Genomic DNA, 20612 nt, shown 5'->3' with positions numbered 1-20612 from the left:
CCTGGAGCGGACGGCAGGCGCGAGGGCCCGGATCCGGTGGATCCGGGCCCTCGCCCCGTTCCCGCCCTCCCGCCCTGCTAGCGGGGGAGGGTGAGCACCTGACCCGGGCGGAGCAGTTCGGGATTGGAGCCGATGACGCCCCTGTTCATGGCGTACAGCTCGCGCCAGCGGGCCTCGTTGCCCAGCTCCCGGCGGGCGATCGAGGAGAGCGAGTCGCCGGCCCGCACGGTGTACATCAGCTGCGCGCCTGCCGGCGCGGGCCCCGGGGCCGGGGCCGCGGGAACCGCCTTGTGGGCCGCGGACGACGGGGTCGGGGTGTACGGCGAGTGGGGCGCCGCGGAGGGCTTCGGCGGAACCGGTGCGGCCTTGGGCGGAGCCGCTGCGGCCATCCGCTCGGCGGCCGCCTTGGTGGCCGAGACGGCGTCGCTGTACTTCGACGCGTAGTCGGCGGACGAGGCCGCCGCTGCCTTCTCGGCGGCCTCGTGTTTCTTCTTGTCGGACTTGAGGAAGTCGAAGAGTCCCATGTCTGTACGCCTCCGGCGGTGGTGTCGCCCCCTGGCTCGGTGCCTCCCCCCACTGTCGGACAGGAGCGGCCGCCCGGCCCTGTGACGGCGCCAACCGGGGGACACCGGGGCGGCCCGCCGGCCGCCCGCCCCGGCTCCGCCGGGCTGTTACTGTCCCCGGATGCCCGAGCTCATCCTCCCCTCCCCCCGGCTGCACGCCTCCTGGCTCGCCGCCCGCGAGGAATGGGGCCCCGACGCCCACATGGACGGGGCCGGCCTCGGCTCCGACGACGACGTCGACAGCGCCGGGGGCTTCGCCGCCTGGACCGAGCGGCTGCGGCGGTACGGGGACCGGACGGTCCCGGTCGAGCAGGGCCGCGTCCACGCCACGTACTGGTGGATCGCCGAGGACGACACCTATCTGGGCGCCATCGACCTGCGCCACTACCTGAACGGGTTCCTCCTCGACGCCGGCGGCCACATCGGCTACGGCGTGCGGCCCTCGGCCCGCCGCCGCGGCCTGGCCGGCTGGGCCCTGCGCGCGGTCCTGCACGAGGCGCGGATCATGGGAATGGACCGGGTCCTGCTGACGTGCGACCCGGACAACACGGGGTCCGTGCGCACGATCGAGAGCGGCGGCGGCGTCCTCGAGGACGTCCGCGAGACGCTCATCGGCCCCAAGCGCCGCTACTGGATCGACCTCCAGCAGCAGCCGCACGCAGTCCCGGCGCCTCGCACAAAGAGGCCCTCTGACCGGCGTTTGCGCCGGTCAGAGGGCCTCTGATGCTGTGGAGCTTAGGAGATTCGAACTCCTGACATCTGCCTTGCAAAGGCAGCGCTCTACCAACTGAGCTAAAGCCCCGAAACGGTGGACGCGACCGTCTCCCGCGAAGAAGTGGCCGTTCCGCAGAACAGAGTACCGGGTGTACCCCCGCATCTCGCAAAATGATAGGGACTCCCGCCCTGCGACCACTCTCCGTAAGATGCTCGCGAGGTTCGCACCAGCGAAGTAGGGGAGTAGTAAGAGTGGACGCTGTACAGCAAGAGGCCACGGCCAGAGCCCGGGAACTCCAGCGCAGTTGGTACGGGGAGCCGCTCGGCGCCCTCTTCCGCCGGCTCATAGATGACCTCGGCTTGAACCAGGCCCGCCTCGCTGCCGTCCTCGGCCTGTCCGCGCCCATGCTCTCCCAGCTGATGAGCGGCCAGCGGGCCAAGATCGGCAATCCGGCCGTGGTCCAGCGCGTCCAGGCGCTCCAGGACCTCGCGGGCCAGGTGGCGGACGGAAGCGTCAGCGCCGCCGAGGCCACCGACCGGATGGACGAGATCAAGAAGACCCAGGGAGGCTCCGTCCTCAGCAACAGCGGCCAGACCACCACCAGTTCCGGCGCGCCCACCGTCAAGCGCGTCGTCCGGGAGATCCAGTCGCTGCTGCGCTCGGTCTCCGCGGCCGGCGACATCATCGACGCGGCCGACTCCCTCGCCCCCAGCCATCCGGAACTGGCAGAGTTCCTCCGGGTCTACGGCGCGGGCCGTACCGCGGACGCGGTCGCCCACTACGAGTCGCACCAGAACTGACACGACGGACGGGTACGGGGGACGGGCGCAGCGATGGGTGAGGTCTTCGCCGGCCGGTACGAGCTGATCGATCCGATCGGCCGCGGCGGCGTGGGCGCCGTGTGGCGGGCCTGGGACCACCGGCGCCGCCGGTACGTCGCCGCCAAGGTCCTCCAGCAGAGCGACGCCCACACCCTGCTGCGCTTCGTGCGGGAGCAGGCGCTGCGCATCGACCACCCGCACGTGCTGGCCCCGGCCAGCTGGGCGGCGGACGACGACAAGGTCCTGTTCACGATGGACCTCGTCGCCGGCGGTTCCCTCGGCCACGTGATCGGGGACTACGGGCCGCTGCCGCCCCGGTTCGTGTGCACGCTGCTCGACCAGCTCCTGTCGGGGCTGGCCGCGGTGCACGCGGAGGGCGTCGTCCACCGCGACATCAAGCCGGCCAACATCCTGATGGAGGCCACCGGAACCGGGCGGCCGCACCTGCGGCTGTCCGACTTCGGCATCTCGATGCGCAAGGGCGAGCCCCGGCTCACCGAGACCGACTACGTGGTGGGCACGCCCGGTTATTTCGCCCCCGAACAACTGCTGGGATCCGAACCCGACTTCCCCGCGGACCTCTTCGCCGTCGGGCTGGTCGCCCTGTACCTCCTCCAGGGCCGCAAGCCCGATTCCCAGGCCCTGGTGGAGCACTTCCTCGCCCACGGCACCCCCGGCGCCCCCGAGGGCGTCCCCGCGCCGCTCTGGGACGTCGTCGCGAACCTCCTGCAGCCGGACCCGCAGAGCCGGTTCCGGACCGCCACAGGGGCCCGCAAGGCCCTTGCCGAGGCCGTGGAGCTGCTCCCGCCGCCCGCGCCCGACGAGGACCCGGTGGAGGTGTTCGACCAACTCGGCCCGCTCCCCGCCGGTTTCGGCCCCCAGGGTCCCCAGAGCACGGCTGCGGTGACCCCCGAGGCGCCCACGGTGGCCGCGGCGCCGGTGCAGCCGTCCGGTGCCCCGCCCGCGGCGGCAACGACCGCGGCGGCGCCGTCCGGGGACACCCGTGCCGATCCGCGGGGCACGATCGCGACGGCCCCGGCCTCCCCGTACGCGGTGTCCTCCGCCTCCCCGTACGCGACCCCGCCCGCCTCCCCGTACGCGACCCCGGCCGGCGCGACCGACACCGGGAGCTTCCACCTGGCGCCGCCGGCCGTCCCGCACCCGGCGGCCGCCGCCCCGCCGCCCGCCCGGACCGGCGGCATCGCCCCGCCCCCGCCGAAGGTCGCCGTCGGGATCCTGGTCGCCGCACTGCTCTGCTTCACCGTGGGCGTCTGGGCGCTGACCGGGCTCTGAGGGGCCGGGCGGCCCCTTTACGCGCTCCGGCCCCGCCGGGCCAGCAGGATCCAGCCTCCGAGCACGAGCAGCAGCGCCGTCCCGGCGGCGAAGCCCGCGCCGGCCACCACCCGCAGCACCGAGCGCCGGCCGGCCGCCTCCGTGGCCTCGGGGGCGGTGAGCCCGTCCTTGGCGGCGGCCCGCTCCCCGGCGCCGACCCCGAACCCGGCGGCGGTCAGGCTCTCCTTGTACGCGGGCGCCTTGGCCGGGCCGCCGGTGACGTCCATGCGCAGGGTCAGCGGTACGGGACTCGCGTCCTCGGTGAACTCGGCGACCTTCCCGCCCAGGGTCACGGCGATGTAGTACCAGCCCGCCACCCGGGTCCCGCGCGCCTCGTCGGCGTCCGAGAAGCGGTTCTCGTACGCCACCGGGGCCGTCTTCGGCAGGGTCACGCCCGTCTGCTTGCCGCTGTAGGAGACGTCCTTGTCCGTGACCAGGCTCCGGTACGGGCTGTAGAGCGAGACGCTGAGCCCGTTCGAGGCGGACCCGTACGACTTGGTCATCCTGGCGTCGGCGAGCTCGGCGCTGAGCCCCAGCTGCTGCCCCCAGTCCAGCGGCACCCGGTAGAAGCGGGTCTGGCCGGGCCGCAGGTCGTCACGCCAGACCCCGCTGCCCAGGGCGCGGGCGTCGTTGAAGCCCGTGCCGCCGGTCCGCGCCACCGGCTCGGTGCCGGGCAGCGTCGGCGAGGCCGACGGCCAGACGCTGGGCGCGGTCGTGGGGGCGCTGCCCGTGGCGAGGCCCGGCTCGCGCTGGAGCAGGAGTTCCACCGGCCACGCGCTCCGGTCGGAGTCCTTGGCGGCGGTGCGGGTGACCTTCGCGAAGTAGCCCCCGGCGCCCTGGCATTCGGCGTCCTCCTCGAGCCGCCGCACGGCGACCGCGCCGAGCGGGACGGGGTCGTAGCCGAAGCCGGCCCGGCCGGGGTTGTTGGGGCAGCGCGCGCCCTCCTTGGTCATGATCGCGACCTCGAGGCCGTCGCCGTATCCGACCTTGGCCCCGCGCGGGGGCTGGAGCACCGCGGAGAAGTACACGCTGGAGGCGTCGTCGAGGTTGAGCCGGTAGACGCGCTCACCCGGGGCCACGGTGTCCGCGTAGACCTGCCCGGCCGCCACGAGCGGGGCGTCCGCGCTGCTGGCCTTGCCCTCGATCTTCTTGGCGCCGGGGGCGCCCTGGTAGCCCGGCAGCGGCTGCGGTGGCGCCGTGGCGGCCCGCACCGCCCCCGGCAGGCCCACGGCCAGCCCCAGGGCCGCCGCCCCCACCAGCACCGTCGTGCGTACCCGAGCCATCACGCCCACCCCGATTTTGCTAGCGCAAGCCAAATCTTTGCATACCGGAACTTTTTGTCACAGAACAGCACAAAGCCCCGGCCGCAGCGGCAGCCGGGGCTTCATGAGATCAGCTTTGGGTCTCACACACCGGAACCAGAAGGCACGGAGTCGGTTGCCTCCGTCCACAGGTCCTGCTCGGCGCGGTCCGCCTGGATCTGGCGGTACACGAGGAGCCCGCCGATGGCGGCCAGTGCGACCAGGAGCAGCTTCTTCACCGCGCGACCTCGTCTTTCATTGACGTTGGGGACTTCTGACGGCCAACAATACACACGCACCGATACCGTTCGGTGACCTGGGAAGGCTTCAACTGGCCCTACGACGAAGACCCCCAGGCCATGGGCCTGGGGGTCTTCGACACTGTGGGGCTAACAGGATTTGAACCTGTGGCCTCATCCTTATCAGGGATGCGCTCTAACCAACTGAGCTATAGCCCCATCCGCGCTGCGCGCTGACTCCTGAAGATTAGCGCACAGACACGGTCACGCCAAAATCCGTTCCCCGGGGGCGTCCCCGCAGGTCATTCGGCGGTCACTCGTCCTCGGCGAGCGTGAGCTCCACACCGCCGACGAAGCCCGCCGACAGGTTGTAGATGAACGCGCCCAGCGTCGCCAGTGCCGTCGCCAGCACCACGTCGATCACCGCGATGACCGACGTGAAGATCAGAACGCGCGGCAGCGACAGGAACGACTGGAGGTCGAACCCGTTGCTCTCGTTCGACCCGGTCGCCTCGCTGATGGTGCCGCCGACGGTCGAGAAGACGCCCATGGCGTCCATGACCATCCACAGCACCACCGACGCCACGATCGTGCAGACGCCCAGCGCGATCGACAGCAGGAAGCTGACCTTCATCACCGACCACGGGTCGGCCTTGGCCACCCGCAGCCGCGCCTTGCGCGTCCTGGGCGTCGTACGGGCCCCCGTACGCGGCTTGCGCTGCGCACCGGCCTCCCCGGCACCCCGCGGCGCGCCCGGGCCCGAGGGCGCCGCGTAGGCCTGCGGCGGGTGGTACGGCTGCTCCGGCTGCTGGCCGGCCGCGGCCTTCTCCTGCTTCGGCTTGCGGGTGTCCGTCACGGTTCTCCCCCTGCCCTCGGCGGCCGCGCCCTCACCGGGGGAGTCCGCGGCGGGGCCACGGGCACCGTCGTCCCCAGTCTTGGCCGGTCCGGCGCCCGTGGCTCCACTCACGACTTACTCCTCGTGCTCCCCGGCCGAGGGCTGCGTGCCCTCGGCGGCCTCGGCGGCCTGTCCTTCGGCCGCCTCGGTCTCCTCGACCTCGTCAGCATCCTGACCGGCCTCGGCGTTCCGCGCGATACCGACCACGGCATCGCGCTTGCCCAGGTTGATCAGCTGGACGCCCATGGTGTCACGGCCGGTCTCCCTGACTTCGTTGACTCGCGTACGAATCACACCACCGCTGAGCGTGATGGCGAGAATCTCGTCCGATTCGTCCACCACCAGCGCCCCGACGAGCGACCCGCGGTCCTCCACGATCTTCGCGGCCTTGATGCCCAGGCCACCACGGCCCTGGACGCGGTACTCGTCGACCGGCGTCCGCTTGGCGTAGCCGCCGTCGGTCGCGGTGAAGACGAACGTACCGGGCCGGACCACGCTCATGGAGAGCAGTTCGTCACCCTCGCGGAAACTCATGCCCTTCACGCCCGAGGTCGCGCGGCCCATCGGGCGCAGCGCGTCGTCGGTCGCCGTGAAGCGGATCGACTGCGCCTTCTTGCTGATGAGCAGCAGGTCGTCCTCGGCGGACACCAGCTCGGCGCCGATCAGCTCGTCGGCGGTGCCGTCGCCGCCGTCGGCGCCCGTCTCCCGGAGGTTGATCGCGATGACACCACCCGAACGGGGCGAGTCGTAGTCCTTGAGCGCCGTCTTCTTCACCAGGCCGCCCTTGGTGGCCAGGATCAGGTACGGGGCGGCCTCGTAGTCGCGGATCGCGAGGATCTGGGCGATCTTCTCGTCCGGCTGGAAGGCCAGCAGGTTCGCCACGTGCTGCCCGCGGGCGTCACGGCCGGCGTCCGGCAGCTCGTACGCCTTGGAGCGGTAGACCCGGCCCTTGTTCGTGAAGAACAGCAGCCAGTGGTGCGTGGTGGACACGAAGAAGTGGTCGACCAGGTCGTCCTGCTTCAGCTTCGTGCCGCGCACGCCCTTGCCGCCGCGCTTCTGCGAGCGGTAGTCCTCGGTCTTGGTGCGCTTGACGTAACCGCCGTGCGTGATCGTGACGACGATGTCCTCTTCGGCGATCAGGTCCTCGATGGACATGTCCCCGTCGAAGGGCACCAGCTTGGAGCGCCGGTCGTCGCCGTACTTCTCGACGATCGCCGCCAGCTCCTCGCTGACGATGCGACGCTGCTTCTCCGGCGAGGCCAGGATCGCGTTGTACTCGTTGATCTTCGCCTGGAGCTCATCGTGCTCGGCGACGATCTTCTGCCGCTCCAGGGCCGCCAGGCGCCGCAGCTGCATCTCGAGGATCGCGTTGGCCTGGATCTCGTCGATCTCCAGCAGGCCCATCAGGCCCTCGCGCGCGATCTCGACGGTGTTGCTGCGCCGAATCAGCGCGATGACCTCGTCGATCGCGTCCAGCGCCTTGAGCAGGCCGCGCAGGATGTGCGCCCGCTCCTCCGCCTTGCGCAGACGGAACTTCGTCCGCCGGACGATGACCTCGATCTGGTGCGTGACCCAGTGCCGGATGAACGCGTCGATCGACAGCGTGCGCGGCACGCCGTCCACCAGCGCCAGCATGTTCGCGCCGAAGTTCGTCTGGAGGTCGGTGTGCTTGTACAGGTTGTTCAGCACGACCTTCGCGACCGCGTCGCGCTTCAGCACGATCACCAGACGCTGGCCCGTGCGCGACGAGGTCTCGTCGCGGACGTCGGCGATGCCGCCGATCTTGCCGTCCTTGACCAGGTCGGCAATCTTCTGCGCCAGGTTGTCCGGGTTGGTCTGGTACGGAAGCTCCGTGACCACCAGGCACTGGCGGTTCTGGATCTCCTCGACCTCGACCACCGCGCGCATCGTGATCGAGCCGCGCCCGGTCCGGTACGCCTCCTCGATGCCCTTGCGGCCCACGACCAGGGCGCCCGACGGGAAGTCAGGACCCTTGATCCGCTCCAGGAGCGCGTCGAGCAGCTCCTCGTGCGAGGCGTCCGGGTGCTCCAGCGCCCACTGGGCGCCGGCCGCGACCTCGCGCAGGTTGTGCGGCGGGATGTTGGTGGCCATACCGACGGCGATACCGGCGCTGCCGTTGACCAGCAGGTTCGGGAAGCGGGCCGGCAGGACCGTCGGCTCCTGGTTGCGGCCGTCGTAGTTGTCCGTGAAGTCGACGGTCTCCTCGTCGATGTCCCGGAGCATCTCCATGGCCAGCGGCATCAGCTTGCACTCGGTGTAGCGCATCGCGGCGGCCGGGTCGTTGCCCGGGGAGCCGAAGTTGCCGTTGCTGTCCACCAGCGGCATCCGCATCGACCACGGCTGGGCCAGGCGGACCAGGGCGTCGTAGATGGAGCTGTCACCGTGCGGGTGGTACGTGCCCATGACGTCACCGACGACGCGGGCGCACTTGTAGAAGCCCTTCTCGGGCCGGTAGCCGCCGTCGTACATCGCGTACAGCACGCGGCGGTGGACCGGCTTGAGGCCGTCCCGTACGTCGGGCAGCGCGCGGGACACGATGACGGACATCGCGTAGTCGAGGTAGGAGCGCTGCATCTCCGTCTCGAGCCCGACGGGCTCGATGCGCAGCACGGGCTGCTCCTCCGCGGGATTCTCGGCGGTGGGGGTGGTTTCGTCGGCCATTGCTGGTCAGAAGTCCTTTCAGGCGGCGGTCAGCGGAGGCCGACTCAGATGTCGAGGAACCGAACGTCCTTGGCGTTGCGCTGGATGAAGGAGCGCCGGGCTTCGACGTCCTCACCCATGAGCACCGAGAACAGGTCGTCGGCCTGGGCCGCGTCGTCGAGGGTGACCTGGCCGAGCACGCGGTGGTCCACGTCCATGGTCGTGACGCGCAGCTCCTCGGCGTTCATCTCGCCCAGACCCTTGAAGCGCTGGATCGAGTCTTCCTTGATCCGCTTGCCGTTCTGCTTGCCCAGTTCGACGAGGGCGTCGCGCTCGCGGTCCGAGTACGCGTACTCGAAGTCGTCCCGGCCCCACTTGATCTTGTAGAGCGGCGGGCGCGACAGGTACACGTGACCGGCTTCGACCAGCGGCCGCATGAAGCGGAACAGGAAGGTCAGCAGCAGGGTGTTGATGTGCTGGCCGTCGACGTCGGCGTCCGCCATCAGGATGATCTTGTGATAGCGGAGCTTCTCGATGTCGAAGTCCTCGTGCACACCGGTACCGAAGGCGCTGATCAGCGCCTGGACCTCGGTGTTCTGGAGGATCTTGTCGATACGGGCCTTCTCGACGTTCAGGATCTTGCCGCGGATCGGCAGGATGGCCTGGTACATCGGGTTGCGGCCGGACTTGGCGCTGCCACCGGCCGAGTCGCCCTCGACGATGAAGATCTCGCACTTGGTCGGGTCGTTCGACTGGCAGTCGGACAGCTTGCCCGGCAGCGAGGCGCTCTCCAGCAGGCCCTTGCGGCGGGTGAGGTCACGGGCCTTGCGGGCCGCGACGCGCGCCGTGGCCGCCTGGATCGACTTGCGGACGATGTCCGCGGCCTCGACCGGGTTGCGGTCGAACCAGTCGTTGAGGTGCTCGTGGACGACCTTCTGCACGAAGGTCTTGGCCTCCGTGTTGCCCAGCTTGGTCTTCGTCTGGCCCTCGAACTGCGGCTCGCCCAGCTTGACCGAGATGATCGCCGTCAGACCCTCGCGGATGTCCTCGCCGGCGAGGTTGTCGTCCTTCTCGCGGAGCAGCTTCTTGTCGCGCGCGTAACGGTTCACCAGACCCGTCAGGGCCGCACGGAAGCCCTCCTCGTGCGTACCGCCCTCGTGGGTGTGGATCGTGTTCGCGAAGGAGTACACGCCCTCCGTGTACTGCGAGTTCCACTGCATCGCGATCTCGACCGAGAGCATGCGCTCCTTGTCCTCGGCCTCGACGTCGATGACGGTCGGGTGGATGAGCTCGCCCTTGCGCGAGTTCAGGTACTTCACGAAGTCGACGATGCCGCCCTCGTAGTAGTACTTGACCGTGCGCGCGGTGGGCTCGGCCGCGTCCGCGTCGGGGTCGTCCGCACCGACGGTGGCCTTCGCCGACGCGCGCTCGTCGGTCAGCGACAGGGTCAGGCCCTTGTTGAGGAAGGCCATCTCCTGGAAGCGCCGCGACAGCGTCTCGAAGGAGTACTCGGTCGTCTCGAAGATGTCGCCGTCGGCCCAGAACGTCACCGACGTACCGTGCTCGTCGGTCTCCTCGTTCTTGGCCAGCGGGGCCGTCGGCACGCCCAGCTTGTAGTCCTGGGTCCAGCGGTGGCCGTCCGTCTTGACCTCGACCGCGACCTTGGTCGACAGGGCGTTGACGACGGACACGCCGACGCCGTGCAGACCGCCGGAGACGGCGTAGCCGCCACCGCCGAACTTGCCGCCCGCGTGCAGGACCGTCAGGACGACCTCGACGGCCGGCTTCCCCTCGGACGGCACGATGCCGACCGGGATGCCGCGGCCGTTGTCGATGACCCGCACACCGCCGTCGGCGAGGATCGTCACGTCGATGGTGTCCGCGTGCCCGGCCAGGGCCTCGTCGACCGAGTTGTCCACCACCTCGTACACGAGGTGGTGGAGCCCGCGCTCACCGGTCGAGCCGATGTACATGCCTGGCCGCTTGCGGACCGCGTCCAGGCCCTCGAGGACCTGGATCGCACTGGCGTCGTACGAGGCGGTGACCTCGCCGTTCCCGCCGGCTGTGGACTGGTTGTCGTTGGGGTTGCCGGAATCGGCCACGAAGCGCCCTTTCTGGCACAGCACAGGCCGTACTCCGGGCCAGCAGGCATGCAAGCAGGAGCGGCTGCGTCGATCTGCGTTGTCAGCGTGTATCAGCGAGATCCCGCAAGCGGGCGGGATTCGCTTCAGTCTACCGGTACCACGGACATGAATGGGGGTTTGCCGGTACCTGAGTCCGCATGTGCCGCCCTGAACCTCCTCTCTCCGACTCCCCATATCCGGGAAGGGGCTCAAAGAGGCTCACGCGGGCATCCAGCGCTTCGGCCTGTCAACCTCCCGCTACCGTGAGGGACGCCACCCGGGGCGACGGGCGCACAGGGTCCGCGAAAGAGGCACACCGACCGGTATGCCGGGCCGCGGGCCGGCCTTCCCGGCCGACCGCGGCGGGCGCTGCCGCGCTGCTATCCGTACGTGTCCCCCGGGCCCGTACTGCCCGGCGCGCGCAGCGGTCCGTACCGCTTCGGGCGTCCGCCCGGCCCCTGGACCTTGATCATCCGGACCGTGCCCTGCCCCAGGTCCGCGTTCAGCCGCGCCACCAGCTGCGGAGCCAGCAGCTTCAGCTGCGCCGCCCATGCCGAAGAATCACACCGCACGACCAGTTCACGGTCCTCGTACCGCTCCGGTTCACAGTGCGCCGCGATCTCCGGCCCGACGATCTCCGGCCAGCGCTCCATCACGCCCGCGACCGCCATCGGCATCTCCCAGCCGCGCTCCGTGCGCAGCCGGTCCAGCGCCGCCATCAACGGCATCGGGTCCCGGCCGTCCGCGCGCGCACCCGAGCGCAGTCCCGGCTGCCGGCTCCCCTTCTTCCCGCCGGCGGCATGGCCCCGGGCCCGCGCCTGCTCCCGGGCCGCCGCCAGCGCCTGCCGCGCGAGGTCCACGCCCGAGGGCTCCGGGACCTTGCGCGGTTCCTTCTTCTCGTCGCTCACAGCCGGGTCACCTCACCGCCGGACACCCCGAACCGGGTCCCCGCCAAGGCACCCGGGACGTCGTCGTCCACCGCCGCCGTCACCAGCACCTGCTCGCCCGGGGCCACCAGTTCCGCCAGCCGCTCCCGGCGCCGCGCGTCCAGCTCCGCGAAGACGTCGTCCAGGATCAGCACCGGCTCGGCGCCCTCCGAGCGCAGCAGCTCGTACGAGGCCAGCCGCAGCGCCAGCGCGTACGACCAGGACTCCCCGTGGCTCGCGTACCCCTTGGCCGGGAGGTCGCCGAGGCGCAGCAGCACGTCGTCGCGGTGCGGGCCCACCAGGGTCACGCCGCGCTCGATCTCCTGCTTGCGCACCTCGGCCAGGGCCGCCAGCAGCACCTCGTACAGCGCCTCGCGCGTGCGCGCCGTACCGCCGTCCACCGTCTCGCCGGGCTCGCCGCCGGCCGAGGACTTGTACGCGAGCCCCAGCGGGCCGCCGCCGGGCGCGAGCTGCTCGTACGCCTTGTCCGCCAGCGGCAGCAGCGTCGCGATCAGGTCGAGGCGCTGCGCCAGCAGCTCCGCGCCCGCGCGCGCGAGGTGCTGGTCCCATACGTCGAGGGTGGACAGGTCCATGGAGCGCCCGCCGTGCCGGCGGGCCATCGCCGCCGACTTCAGCAGGGTGTTGCGCTGCTTGAGGACCCGCTCGTAGTCCGACCGGACCGCCGCCATCCGCGGCGAGCGGGCCGTGACGAGCTCGTCGAGGAACCGCCGGCGCTCCCCGGGGTCCCCCTTCACGAGGGCCAGGTCCTCGGGCGCGAACAGCACCGTCCGTACGATCCCGAGCACGTCCCGCGGTCTGACCTGCGAGGACCGGTTGATCCGGGCGCGGTTGGCCCGCCCCGGGTTCAGCTCCAGCTCCACCAGCTGCTGGCGCTCGCCGTGGGTGACGGCCGCGCGGATGACCGCCCGGTCCGCGCCCATCCGTACCAGCGGCGCGTCCGAGGAGACGCGGTGGCTGCCCAGGGTCGCCAGGTAGCCGATGGCCTCGACCAGGTTCGTCTTGCCCTGGCCGTTGGGGCCCACGAAGGCCGTGACGCCCGGGTCGAGGGGAACCTCGGCCCGGGCGTACGAGCGGAAGTCGGCCAGTGAGAGATGCGAAACATGCATGCGACGCCGACCTCCCCCGGCTTCCTGCTGCTCTGCTCTGTGCTGCTGTCGTGGTGCCGTGCCCGTCCGGCGGGCGGCGGCTACGCCTTCTCGACCGCGTGGCCGCCGAACTGGTTGCGCAGCGCGGCGATCATCTTCATCTGCGGCGAATCGTCCTGGCGGGACGCGAACCGAGCGAAGAGCGAGGCGGTGATCGCGGGCAGCGGCACCGCGTGGTCGATCGCCGCCTCCACCGTCCACCGGCCCTCGCCCGAGTCCTGCGCGAAGCCGCGCAGCTGCTCCAGGTGCTCGTCCTCGTCCAGCGCGTTCACCGCGAGGTCGAGAAGCCAGGAACGGATGACCGTTCCTTCCTGCCAGGACCGGAAGACCTCGCGGACGTCGGTGACCGAGTCCACCTTCTCGAGCAGCTCCCAGCCCTCGGCGTAGGCCTGCATCATGGCGTACTCGATGCCGTTGTGGACCATCTTCGCGAAGTGGCCCGCACCGACCTTGCCGGCGTGCACGGCGCCGAACTCGCCCTCGGGCTTGAGGGCGTCGAAGATCGGCTGGACCCGTGCGACGTGGTCCTTCGCGCCGCCGTACATGAGCGCGTAGCCGTTCTCGAGGCCCCATACGCCGCCGGAGACACCGCAGTCGACGAAGCCGATGCCCTTGGCCGCCAGCTCCCCGGCGTGCTTCTCGTCGTCGGTCCAGCGGGAGTTGCCGCCGTCGACCACGATGTCGCCGATCGAGAGCAGCTCCGCGAGCTCGTCGACGGTGGACTGCGTCGCCGCACCCGCCGGGACCATCACCCACACGACGCGGGGGGCCTGCAGGCTGTCCACAAGTTCCCGCAGGCTGTGGACATCGGCGAGGTCCGGGTTGCGGTCGTATCCGATGACGGTGTGGCCTGCGCGGCGGATGCGCTCGCGCATGTTGCCGCCCATCTTGCCGAGACCGACGAGACCAAGCTCCATCAGGTGGTTCCTTAAGCGTTGTGGCCGTCTGTGCCGGGTTCCCCGGAAATCCCCCGGGACACCCAGGCTCCGAGCCTACGCCGGGCGGTGCCGCCCGGCGCCACGGGCGCTCCAGGGGCGGCCGCAGGAGAGCCCGTACGAGGCGCTTGCGCGGCCCTGGGGGCCGGATGGCGCCGCCTGTGGCCGTGCGGCGGGGCGAACGCCGTCGGGCCCGGCCCCGCAGCCTGCGAGACCGGGCCCGACGGAGGCGTGCGTCAGCCGGACAGGCGCACCGGCATGATCAGGTACTTGTACGCCTCGTCGGCCTCGGCGTCGACCGCCGGGCGGCCGCTGAGCAGCGCCGGCTTCGTGGACGTGGTGAAGCTCAGCTGCGCGGCCGGGGAGTCGATCGCGCTCAGGCCGTCCAGCAGGAAGGTCGGGTTGAAGGCGATCGAGATGTCGTCGCCCTCGAGCTTGGCGTCCACACGTTCCACAGCCTGTGCATCGTCGGAGGAGCCGGCCTCCAGGATCAGCACGCCCTGCTCGAAGCTGAGGCGGACCGGGGTGTTGCGCTCGGCGACCAGGGCCACGCGCTTGACGGCCTCGACGAACGGGGCGGTCTCGATCACGGCGATGGAGTTGAACTCCGTCGGGAACAGCGTGCGGTACTTCGGCAGGTCGCCTTCGAGGAGGCGGGTGGTGGTGCGCCGGCCGGCGCCCTCGAAGCCGATGAGGCCCTCGCCCGCGCCGGAGCCCGAGAGCGCCAGGGTGACGGTGTCACCGCTGGTCAGGGACTTGGCGGTGTCCAGGAGCGTCTTGGCGGGCACCAGGGCGACGGCGGAGGCGTCCGGGTTCTCCGGCTTCCACAGGAACTCGCGGACCGCGAAGCGGTAGCGGTCGGTGGAGGCCAGGGTGACGCGGTCGCCCTCGATCTCGATGCGGACACCGGTCAGCACGGGCAGCGTGTCGTCGCGGCCGGCGGCGATGGCGACCTGCGCGGCGGCGGAGGCGAAGACCTCGCCGGGCACGGTGCCGGTCGCGGTCGGCATCTGCGGCAGCGCCGGGTATTCCTCCACAGGCAGGGTGTGGAGTGTGAACCGCGAGGAGCCGCAGACCACGGTCGCCCGTACACCGTCTGTGGAAATCTCCACCGGGCGGTTGGGCAGGGCGCGGCAGATGTCGGCGAGCAGCCGGCCGGAGACGAGGACGGTGCCGTCCTCCTCGACGTCCGCCTCGACGGAGACCCGGGCCGAGACCTCGTAGTCGAAGCCGGAGAGGGACAGGGTGCCCTCCTCGGCCTTCAGCAGCAGGCCCGCGAGAACGGGCACCGGCGGCCGGGCCGGGAGGCTACGGGCAGCCCAAGCCACCGCCTCCGCGAGTACGTCGCGCTCCACCCGGATCTTCACCGGAACCGCCTCCTGCTGTTGCTCGCTCGTCTGCCGGCCTTCGTCGTCGGCTCGATGCCCTCGATGCCCTCGATGGCTCGGAGCCTCGTTGCCGGGGACCAGTCTGACGTACGGCGCCGACAGTCGGTGCTGCCGGAGGTCAAGTCGGGAGCGAGGTGTCGGGGAGGCGTCCCCACCGAGTTGTGCACAGGACCCGCTTGAAAACCGAAACCGGCCTAACTCTCTATGGGGGTAGTAGTAGGGCCTGTGGAAACGGTGGATAAGCCCGTTCTCGCAGGTCAGCCCTCGTTTTTTATCCACCGACCCTGTGGGTGACACCGGTGGACAACACGGTGTCTCTGTGGAGAACGAAAAGTTCTGCACAGGCCGTCCCCAGGCGACCCCGACTACTCCACAGGTGTGTCCCCAGCTTTCCCCCGGTACTCCACAGCCCAAACGTCGACTTCTGTGTGACGGCTTTCACTCAGGGCGGTGACCGGGGGTGCAATGTTGCCGAACAGTGGACAACGGTGTGGGTAACTCGTCGGATCCTGTGCACAGGATCGGGCAACCTGTGGGTCGGCGGTGGACAGAGGAGTGGACGAGCCTGTGGACGAAACTTCTGTCCACAGCCTGTGGACGACGCTTGCGCACAATTCCACAGGCGGCTGACCAGGCTTGATGGAGCCTCATACGGCACCCCTGTGGACAGATTGTGGGTGACGGGAGCCGTCCCCAGCCTGTGGACGGGGGAAAGTCCGGGAATCTGTGGATGAGTTGCTCCACAGGGGGCGTATTCGAACAGGTCAGGGGCGCGCGTACGGAGAAGGGCGCCCCCGGAGTACCCCGGGAGCGCCCTCTGGAAGCGTTTGAAGAGGCTCGGCTCAGCCGTTCTTGATGCGGTTGGTGAGCTCCGTGACCTGGTTGTAGATGGAGCGCCGCTCCGCCATCAGCGCGCGGATCTTGCGGTCCGCGTGCATGACGGTGGTGTGGTCGCGGCCGCCGAACTGCGCCCCGATCTTGGGCAGGGACAGGTCCGTGAGCTCCCGGCACAGGTACATGGCGATCTGCCGGGCGGTGACCAGGACGCGGCTGCGCGAGGAGCCGCACAGGTCGTCCACGGTGAGGCCGAAGTAGTCGGCGGTGGCCGCCATGATGTCCGACGCGGTGATCTCGGGCGCGGAGTCCTCGCCGCCGGGGATCAGGTTCTTGAGGACGTCCTCGGTCAGCCCCAGGTCGACCGGCTGCCGGTTCAGGCTCGCGAAGGCCGTGACCCGGATCAGCGCCCCCTCCAGCTCGCGGATGTTGCGCGAGATGCGGGAGGCGATGAACTCCAGTACCTCCGGCGGGGCGTTGAGCTGTTCCTGGACCGCCTTCTTGCGCAGGATCGCGATGCGGGTCTCCAGCTCGGGCGGCTGGACGTCGGTGATCAGGCCCCACTCGAAGCGGTTGCGGAGCCGGTCCTCGAGGGTGACGAGCTGCTTGGGCGGCCGGTCGGAGGACAGCACGATCTGCTTGTTGGCGTTGTGGAGCGTGTTGAAGGTGTGGAAGAACTCCTCCTGCGTCGACTCCTTGCTCGCGAGGAACTGGATGTCGTCGACGAGCAGGATGTCCATCTCGCGGTAGCGCTTGCGGAACGCGTCGCCCTTGCCGTCGCGGATCGAGTTGATGAACTCGTTGGTGAACTCCTCGGAGCTCACGTACCGCACCCGGGTGCCGGGGTAGAGGCTCCGCGCGTAGTGCCCGATGGCGTGCAGCAGATGCGTTTTGCCGAGACCCGACTCCCCGTAGATGAAGAGGGGGTTGTACGCCTTGGCGGGCGCCTCGGCGACGGCCACCGCGGCGGCGTGCGCGAAGCGGTTGGAGGCACCGATGACGAAGGTGTCGAACAGGTACTTGGGGTTCAGCCGGGCGGTCGGCTCGAGCGGGCCCGACGTGGAGCCGCCGGACGGGGCCGGCGGCGGTGCGGGCCGGCCGGGCGCCGGGCGCGGGGCCGGCTGCTCGTACTGCTGCTGCTCGTACTGATGGGACTGCTGCGGGCGGGGCTCGTACTGCTGCTGCTCGTACTGCTGCTGGTCGTAGGAGCCCTGCTCGTAGCCGCCGGGCTCGGACTGCTGGAGGTAGCCCGGCTGCGGGGAGGCGTACGGGTCGCGCTCGGGGAAGCCGCCGAGGCGCGGCTGCTGCCAGCCGTAGTCGTCCTGCTGGCCGCCGCGGGGCCAGGAGCCGGGCTCGGGGCGCGACTGCTGGTAGTCCGGGTAGGCGGGGCGGGCGGTCGGGAGCTGGTCGTCGCCGGGGCCACCCGGGCCGCCGGGGCGCTGGCCGCCGTAGGGCTCGTACGACTCGGGGCGCTGCTGCGCGGGCGCGGCCAGGGGCGCGGGCTCGCCGGCGGAGTCGTCCACGGTGATGGCGATGCGGATCGGGCGGCCGCATTCACGGCTGAGCGCATCGCTGATCAGCGGGGCGAGCCGGCCCTCCAGGACGCGCTTGCCGTACTCGTTGGGGACGGCAAGCAGTGCGGTGTCGGCGACGAGAGCCAGGGGCTGACAGCGTTCGACCCACTGCTTGTCCTTGGGCTCGATCGCCTGCTGTCCCTCCCCGAGGAGCTTTTCGAGCACCCTTGGCCACACTGCGGCAAGATCGGCAGGTACGTCAGCCACAGAGCACGCTCTCTCACAGGGGTCCCACGAATGTGTGGTTCTTTGGGACGGTCGGGACAAAAAATCCGGGATCAGACAACGGTAGTCAGGCCGACGGGTACGGTTCAAGTCGTTGTCCACAGCCTGTGCACAGTGTGGGGGCACGTAGCCTCGGTTTGACCGGATGGCGTAGCCGCGCGTACCGTAACGAGGTCGAGTTGTCGATGGCTGCTGCCGCCTGCCTACCGATGGGCGAAGGTCACCTTTTGTGATCGTTTAGCGGTGCCACTCGGGCGAACACGCGAGTTTCCTCGTGGGCGCACGGTGACAGCCAGGCGATGTCCCGCCACAACGATTTATTCTCTGGAGCCCCCGAGTGAGCAAGCGCACCTTCCAGCCGAACAACCGCCGTCGTGCCAAGACCCACGGCTTCCGCCTGCGGATGCGTACCCGTGCCGGTCGCGCGATCCTGGCGAACCGCCGCAGCAAGGGCCGCGCCGCCCTCTCCGCGTAACAACGCGCAGGCCGTGACGTCGTGCTGTCTCCCGAGAATCGGCTGAGGCGGCGCGAGGACTTCGCGAGCGCGGTACGTCGAGGTCGTCGGGCTGGTCGCCCGCTCCTCGTCGTCCACCTACGAACCAGCGGTGCAACGGACCCGCACGAGCCGGGGGAGATCGATCCCTCGACGCGTGCGGGTTTCGTCGTCAGCAAGGCCGTGGGTGGCGCCGTCGTCCGTAACCGGGTGAAGCGCCGTTTGCGCCATCTCGTCCGCGAGCGGCTGTCCCAGCTGCCCGCCGGTAGCCTGGTGGTGGTACGGGCATTGCCCGGCGCGGGTGATGCCGGTGTCGACGAACTGGCCCGGGACCTGGATGCCGCCCTGTTGCGGCTCCTGGGAGGCGTGGCTCGATGAAGTACCCGCTGCTCGCATTGATCAAGCTGTACCAGTGGACGATCAGTCCGCTGCTCGGGCCGGTGTGCCGTTATTACCCCTCGTGCTCGCACTACGGGTTCACGGCCATCGACCGGCATGGTGCGGTGAAGGGGACGGTTCTGACCGGCTGGCGGATCCTGCGGTGCAATCCGTGGTCCGCCGGTGGTGTCGATCATGTCCCACCCCGTAAACGCCCGCGTTGGCACGAGCAGCTGCGCAGTGCGTTGCGTCGATCTCGCAATGCTCAAGGAGCCTGATTAGTGGACACGATTGCCAGTCTGTTCAGCTTTATCACCACGCCCGTCTCGTGGGTCATCGTCCAGTTCCACAGCCTGTACGGCGCGATCTTCGGCCCGGACAGCGGTTGGGCCTGGGGCTTGTCCATCGTGTCCCTGGTGGTCTTGATCCGTATCTGCCTGATCCCGCTCTTCGTGAAGCAGATCAAGGCGACGCGCGGCATGCAGGCGCTCCAGCCGAAGATGAAGGCGATCCAGGAGCGCTACAAGAACGACAAGCAGCGCCAGTCCGAAGAGATGATGAAGCTGTACAAGGAGACGGGTACCAACCCGCTCTCCTCGTGCCTTCCCATCCTGGCGCAGTCTCCGTTCTTCTTCGCGCTGTACCACGTGCTGTCGTCCATCGCCAACGGCGAGACGATCGGCGTCATCAACCAGTCGCTGCTGGAGAGCGCGCGTCAGGCGCACATCTTCGGTGCCCCGCTGGCGGCGAAGTTCACGGACAGCGAGGCCAAGGTCGCCTCGCTCGGAGCCTCTCTCCTGGACGTGCGGGTCGTCACCGCGGTCATGATCGTCCTGATGTCGCTGTCGCAGTTCTACACGCAGCGTCAGCTGATGCAGAAGAACGTCGACCTGTCGGTGAAGACGCCGTTCATGCAGCAGCAGAAGATGCTCATGTACATCTTCCCGCTGATCTTCGCCTTCATGGGCATCAACTTCCCCGTCGGTGTTCTCGTCTACTGGCTGACCACGAACGTGTGGACCATGGGTCAGCAGATGTACGTGATCAACCAGAACCCGACCCCGGGCAGCAAGGCGCAGGACCAGTACCTGACCCGTCTGCTGAAGCACGTCGGCACGCACGGCGAGGTCAAGGGCCGGAGCAAGAAGAAGATCGTCGCGGCGATCGTGGCCAAGGGCCCGGACCGCAACGACAACGAGCGGAAGTTCATCGCGGCTCTCACGAAGCAGGGTCTGGCTGCCCAGGCGGACGGATCCGTGATCAAGAGTGTCGAGGCAACGGCCGATTCGGACGCGGCGAGCGGCGGTGCCGCCAAGCGGCAGCAGCCGAAGCGGCAGTCGAAGTCGCAGCGTCAGACGCCCCCCAAGCCCTCTTCCAAGAAGTAAGAAGGAGTCCCTCCCGTGACGGAAGGCACCACCACCGCCGCCGCTGAGAGTGGCGACACCCTGACCCGCCTCGAGCAGGAGGGCGAGATCGCGGCCGACTACCTCGAGGGTCTGCTGGACATCGCCGACCTGGACGGGGACATCGACATGGACGTCGAGGCCGACCGGGCCGCGGTGTCGATCGTCAGCGACTCGGCCAGCCGCGATCTGCAGAAGCTCGTGGGCCGCGACGGTGAGGTCCTGGAGGCCCTGCAGGAGCTCACCCGCCTCGCCGTGCACCGGGAGACCGGGGACCGCAGCCGGCTGATGCTGGACATCGCCGGGTTCCGTGCGAAGAAGCGCGAGGAGCTGGCGGCGCTGGGCGCCCAGGCGGCCGCGGACGTGAAGGCCTCCGGTGAGCCGCTGAAGCTGGCGCCGATGACGCCCTTCGAGCGGAAGGTCGTCCACGACGCCGTGGCGGCTGCCGGCCTGAAGAGCGAGTCGGAGGGCGAGGAGCCGCAGCGCTTCGTCGTCGTGCTCCCGGCCTGATCGCAACCCTGAGTGTTCGGCCCCGTCTGTGTCGCAGACGGGGCCGAAGTTTGTCAGCCTGGCAGTGCCCGTTCGGGCGGTGCCAGTTCGAGCAGTGCGTTTTCAACGATCCATGCGGTACGGAAGGACG

19 protein-coding genes and 2 tRNA genes are annotated in these 20612 nt (G+C 69.9%); 8 read left to right on the top strand and 13 right to left on the bottom strand.

Annotated features, from left to right (window positions below; all coding sequences use genetic code 11):
- Nucleotides 1–77: 77 nt before the first annotated feature.
- A complete protein-coding gene (locus tag ACFYXK_RS15045; protein ID WP_389411507.1) occupies nucleotides 78–524 on the bottom strand; it encodes a LysM peptidoglycan-binding domain-containing protein in 447 nt (148 codons plus the stop codon).
- A gap of 160 nt (nucleotides 525–684) precedes the next feature.
- On the opposite strand from ACFYXK_RS15045, the gene ACFYXK_RS15040 reads away from it, so the two are divergent.
- Nucleotides 685–1287 carry a GNAT family N-acetyltransferase gene (locus tag ACFYXK_RS15040; RefSeq protein ID WP_389411506.1) on the top strand — a complete coding sequence of 201 codons (603 nt, stop codon included), beginning with the start codon at nucleotides 685–687 and terminating at the stop codon, nucleotides 1285–1287.
- Between the two features lie 5 nt (nucleotides 1288–1292).
- On the opposite strand, the gene ACFYXK_RS15035 is transcribed toward ACFYXK_RS15040, so the two are convergent.
- Nucleotides 1293–1365 (bottom strand) — tRNA-Ala (locus tag ACFYXK_RS15035).
- A 164-nt stretch (nucleotides 1366–1529) separates the two neighbouring features.
- Between ACFYXK_RS15035 and ACFYXK_RS15030 the strand changes: the two genes are divergently transcribed.
- Both ACFYXK_RS15030 and ACFYXK_RS15025 read left to right on the top strand, forming a co-directional pair.
- Nucleotides 1530–2078 carry a transcriptional regulator gene (locus tag ACFYXK_RS15030; RefSeq protein ID WP_030292665.1) on the top strand — a complete coding sequence of 183 codons (549 nt, stop codon included), beginning with the start codon at nucleotides 1530–1532 and terminating at the stop codon, nucleotides 2076–2078.
- Between the two features lie 33 nt (nucleotides 2079–2111).
- On the top strand, nucleotides 2112–3392 hold the full coding sequence (locus ACFYXK_RS15025) for a protein kinase (RefSeq protein ID WP_389411505.1): 1281 nt from the start codon (nucleotides 2112–2114) through the stop codon (nucleotides 3390–3392).
- Nucleotides 3393–3409: 17 nt separating this feature from the next.
- Here ACFYXK_RS15025 and ACFYXK_RS15020 read toward each other — a convergent pair whose 3' ends face one another.
- From ACFYXK_RS15020 to dnaA, 11 genes are all read right to left on the bottom strand, one after another.
- On the bottom strand, nucleotides 3410–4714 hold the full coding sequence (locus ACFYXK_RS15020) for a hypothetical protein (RefSeq protein WP_389411504.1): 1305 nt from the start codon (nucleotides 4712–4714) through the stop codon (nucleotides 3410–3412).
- 122 nt (nucleotides 4715–4836) lie between these two features.
- Nucleotides 4837–4971 carry a DLW-39 family protein gene (locus tag ACFYXK_RS15015; protein WP_208809277.1) on the bottom strand — a complete coding sequence of 45 codons (135 nt, stop codon included), beginning with the start codon at nucleotides 4969–4971 and terminating at the stop codon, nucleotides 4837–4839.
- Nucleotides 4972–5116: 145 nt separating this feature from the next.
- Nucleotides 5117–5190: transfer RNA gene (locus ACFYXK_RS15010), tRNA-Ile, on the bottom strand.
- Nucleotides 5191–5284: 94 nt separating this feature from the next.
- Entirely contained in the window at nucleotides 5285–5938 is a 654-nt protein-coding gene (locus tag ACFYXK_RS15005) for a DUF3566 domain-containing protein (protein WP_389411503.1), read from the bottom strand.
- 3 nt (nucleotides 5939–5941) lie between these two features.
- Entirely contained in the window at nucleotides 5942–8548 is a 2607-nt protein-coding gene (gene gyrA, locus ACFYXK_RS15000) for a DNA gyrase subunit A (protein WP_383506901.1), read from the bottom strand.
- Nucleotides 8549–8592: 44 nt separating this feature from the next.
- A complete protein-coding gene (gene gyrB / locus ACFYXK_RS14995) occupies nucleotides 8593–10653 on the bottom strand; it encodes a DNA topoisomerase (ATP-hydrolyzing) subunit B (protein ID WP_389411502.1) in 2061 nt (686 codons plus the stop codon).
- 377 nt (nucleotides 10654–11030) lie between these two features.
- Nucleotides 11031–11558 carry a DUF721 domain-containing protein gene (locus tag ACFYXK_RS14990; protein ID WP_389411501.1) on the bottom strand — a complete coding sequence of 176 codons (528 nt, stop codon included), beginning with the start codon at nucleotides 11556–11558 and terminating at the stop codon, nucleotides 11031–11033.
- On the bottom strand, nucleotides 11555–12703 hold the full coding sequence (gene recF, locus ACFYXK_RS14985) for a DNA replication/repair protein RecF (protein ID WP_389411500.1): 1149 nt from the start codon (nucleotides 12701–12703) through the stop codon (nucleotides 11555–11557). Before recF ends, ACFYXK_RS14990 begins: the two co-directional genes overlap by 4 nt.
- 80 nt (nucleotides 12704–12783) lie before the next feature.
- Complete coding sequence (gene gnd / locus ACFYXK_RS14980; protein WP_383506910.1) at nucleotides 12784–13659, bottom strand: phosphogluconate dehydrogenase (NAD(+)-dependent, decarboxylating); 876 nt, start codon at nucleotides 13657–13659, stop codon at nucleotides 12784–12786.
- A gap of 254 nt (nucleotides 13660–13913) precedes the next feature.
- Nucleotides 13914–15044, bottom strand: a complete 1131-nt coding sequence (dnaN, locus tag ACFYXK_RS14975) for a DNA polymerase III subunit beta (RefSeq protein WP_030153167.1) — start codon at nucleotides 15042–15044, stop codon at nucleotides 13914–13916.
- Nucleotides 15045–15907: 863 nt separating this feature from the next.
- Nucleotides 15908–17680 carry a chromosomal replication initiator protein DnaA gene (gene dnaA / locus ACFYXK_RS14970; protein WP_389411499.1) on the bottom strand — a complete coding sequence of 591 codons (1773 nt, stop codon included), beginning with the start codon at nucleotides 17678–17680 and terminating at the stop codon, nucleotides 15908–15910.
- Between the two features lie 355 nt (nucleotides 17681–18035).
- On the opposite strand from dnaA, the gene rpmH reads away from it, so the two are divergent.
- The 5 genes from rpmH to ACFYXK_RS14945 are packed head-to-tail and all read left to right on the top strand — an operon-like array spanning nucleotide 18036 to nucleotide 20482.
- Nucleotides 18036–18173 carry a 50S ribosomal protein L34 gene (gene rpmH / locus ACFYXK_RS14965; RefSeq protein ID WP_018547628.1) on the top strand — a complete coding sequence of 46 codons (138 nt, stop codon included), beginning with the start codon at nucleotides 18036–18038 and terminating at the stop codon, nucleotides 18171–18173.
- Nucleotides 18174–18194: 21 nt separating this feature from the next.
- Entirely contained in the window at nucleotides 18195–18569 is a 375-nt protein-coding gene (gene rnpA / locus ACFYXK_RS14960; protein WP_389411498.1) for a ribonuclease P protein component, read from the top strand.
- Entirely contained in the window at nucleotides 18566–18847 is a 282-nt protein-coding gene (gene yidD, locus ACFYXK_RS14955) for a membrane protein insertion efficiency factor YidD (protein WP_078613072.1), read from the top strand. Before rnpA ends, yidD begins: the two co-directional genes overlap by 4 nt.
- A 3-nt stretch (nucleotides 18848–18850) precedes the next feature.
- Nucleotides 18851–19954, top strand: a complete 1104-nt coding sequence (yidC, locus tag ACFYXK_RS14950; protein WP_383506919.1) for a membrane protein insertase YidC — start codon at nucleotides 18851–18853, stop codon at nucleotides 19952–19954.
- Nucleotides 19955–19969: 15 nt separating this feature from the next.
- Nucleotides 19970–20482: a R3H domain-containing nucleic acid-binding protein gene (locus ACFYXK_RS14945; protein ID WP_030153171.1), complete on the top strand. Its 513-nt coding sequence runs from the start codon at nucleotides 19970–19972 to the stop codon at nucleotides 20480–20482.
- Nucleotides 20483–20612 lie beyond the last annotated feature (130 nt).

The sequence above is a fragment of the Streptomyces sp. NPDC002209 genome, from assembly GCF_042890265.1.
Lineage (GTDB): Bacteria > Actinomycetota > Actinomycetes > Streptomycetales > Streptomycetaceae > Streptomyces.
Note: the sequence above shows the minus strand (reverse complement) of the source record. Positions and strands in the feature narration are given on the sequence as shown.

Coding starts and splice junctions, on each gene's coding strand:
- ACFYXK_RS15040 (WP_389411506.1), top strand. CDS start 685: ATGCCCGAGCTCATCCTCCCCTCCCCCCGGCTGCACGCCTCCTGGCTC.
- recF (WP_389411500.1), bottom strand. CDS start 12,703: ATGCATGTTTCGCATCTCTCACTGGCCGACTTCCGCTCGTACGCCCGG.
- gnd (WP_383506910.1), bottom strand. CDS start 13,659: ATGGAGCTTGGTCTCGTCGGTCTCGGCAAGATGGGCGGCAACATGCGC.
- ACFYXK_RS15025 (WP_389411505.1), top strand. CDS start 2,112: ATGGGTGAGGTCTTCGCCGGCCGGTACGAGCTGATCGATCCGATCGGC.
- yidD (WP_078613072.1), top strand. CDS start 18,566: ATGAAGTACCCGCTGCTCGCATTGATCAAGCTGTACCAGTGGACGATC.
- ACFYXK_RS15020 (WP_389411504.1), bottom strand. CDS start 4,714: ATGGCTCGGGTACGCACGACGGTGCTGGTGGGGGCGGCGGCCCTGGGG.
- gyrA (WP_383506901.1), bottom strand. CDS start 8,548: ATGGCCGACGAAACCACCCCCACCGCCGAGAATCCCGCGGAGGAGCAG.
- ACFYXK_RS15045 (WP_389411507.1), bottom strand. CDS start 524: ATGGGACTCTTCGACTTCCTCAAGTCCGACAAGAAGAAACACGAGGCC.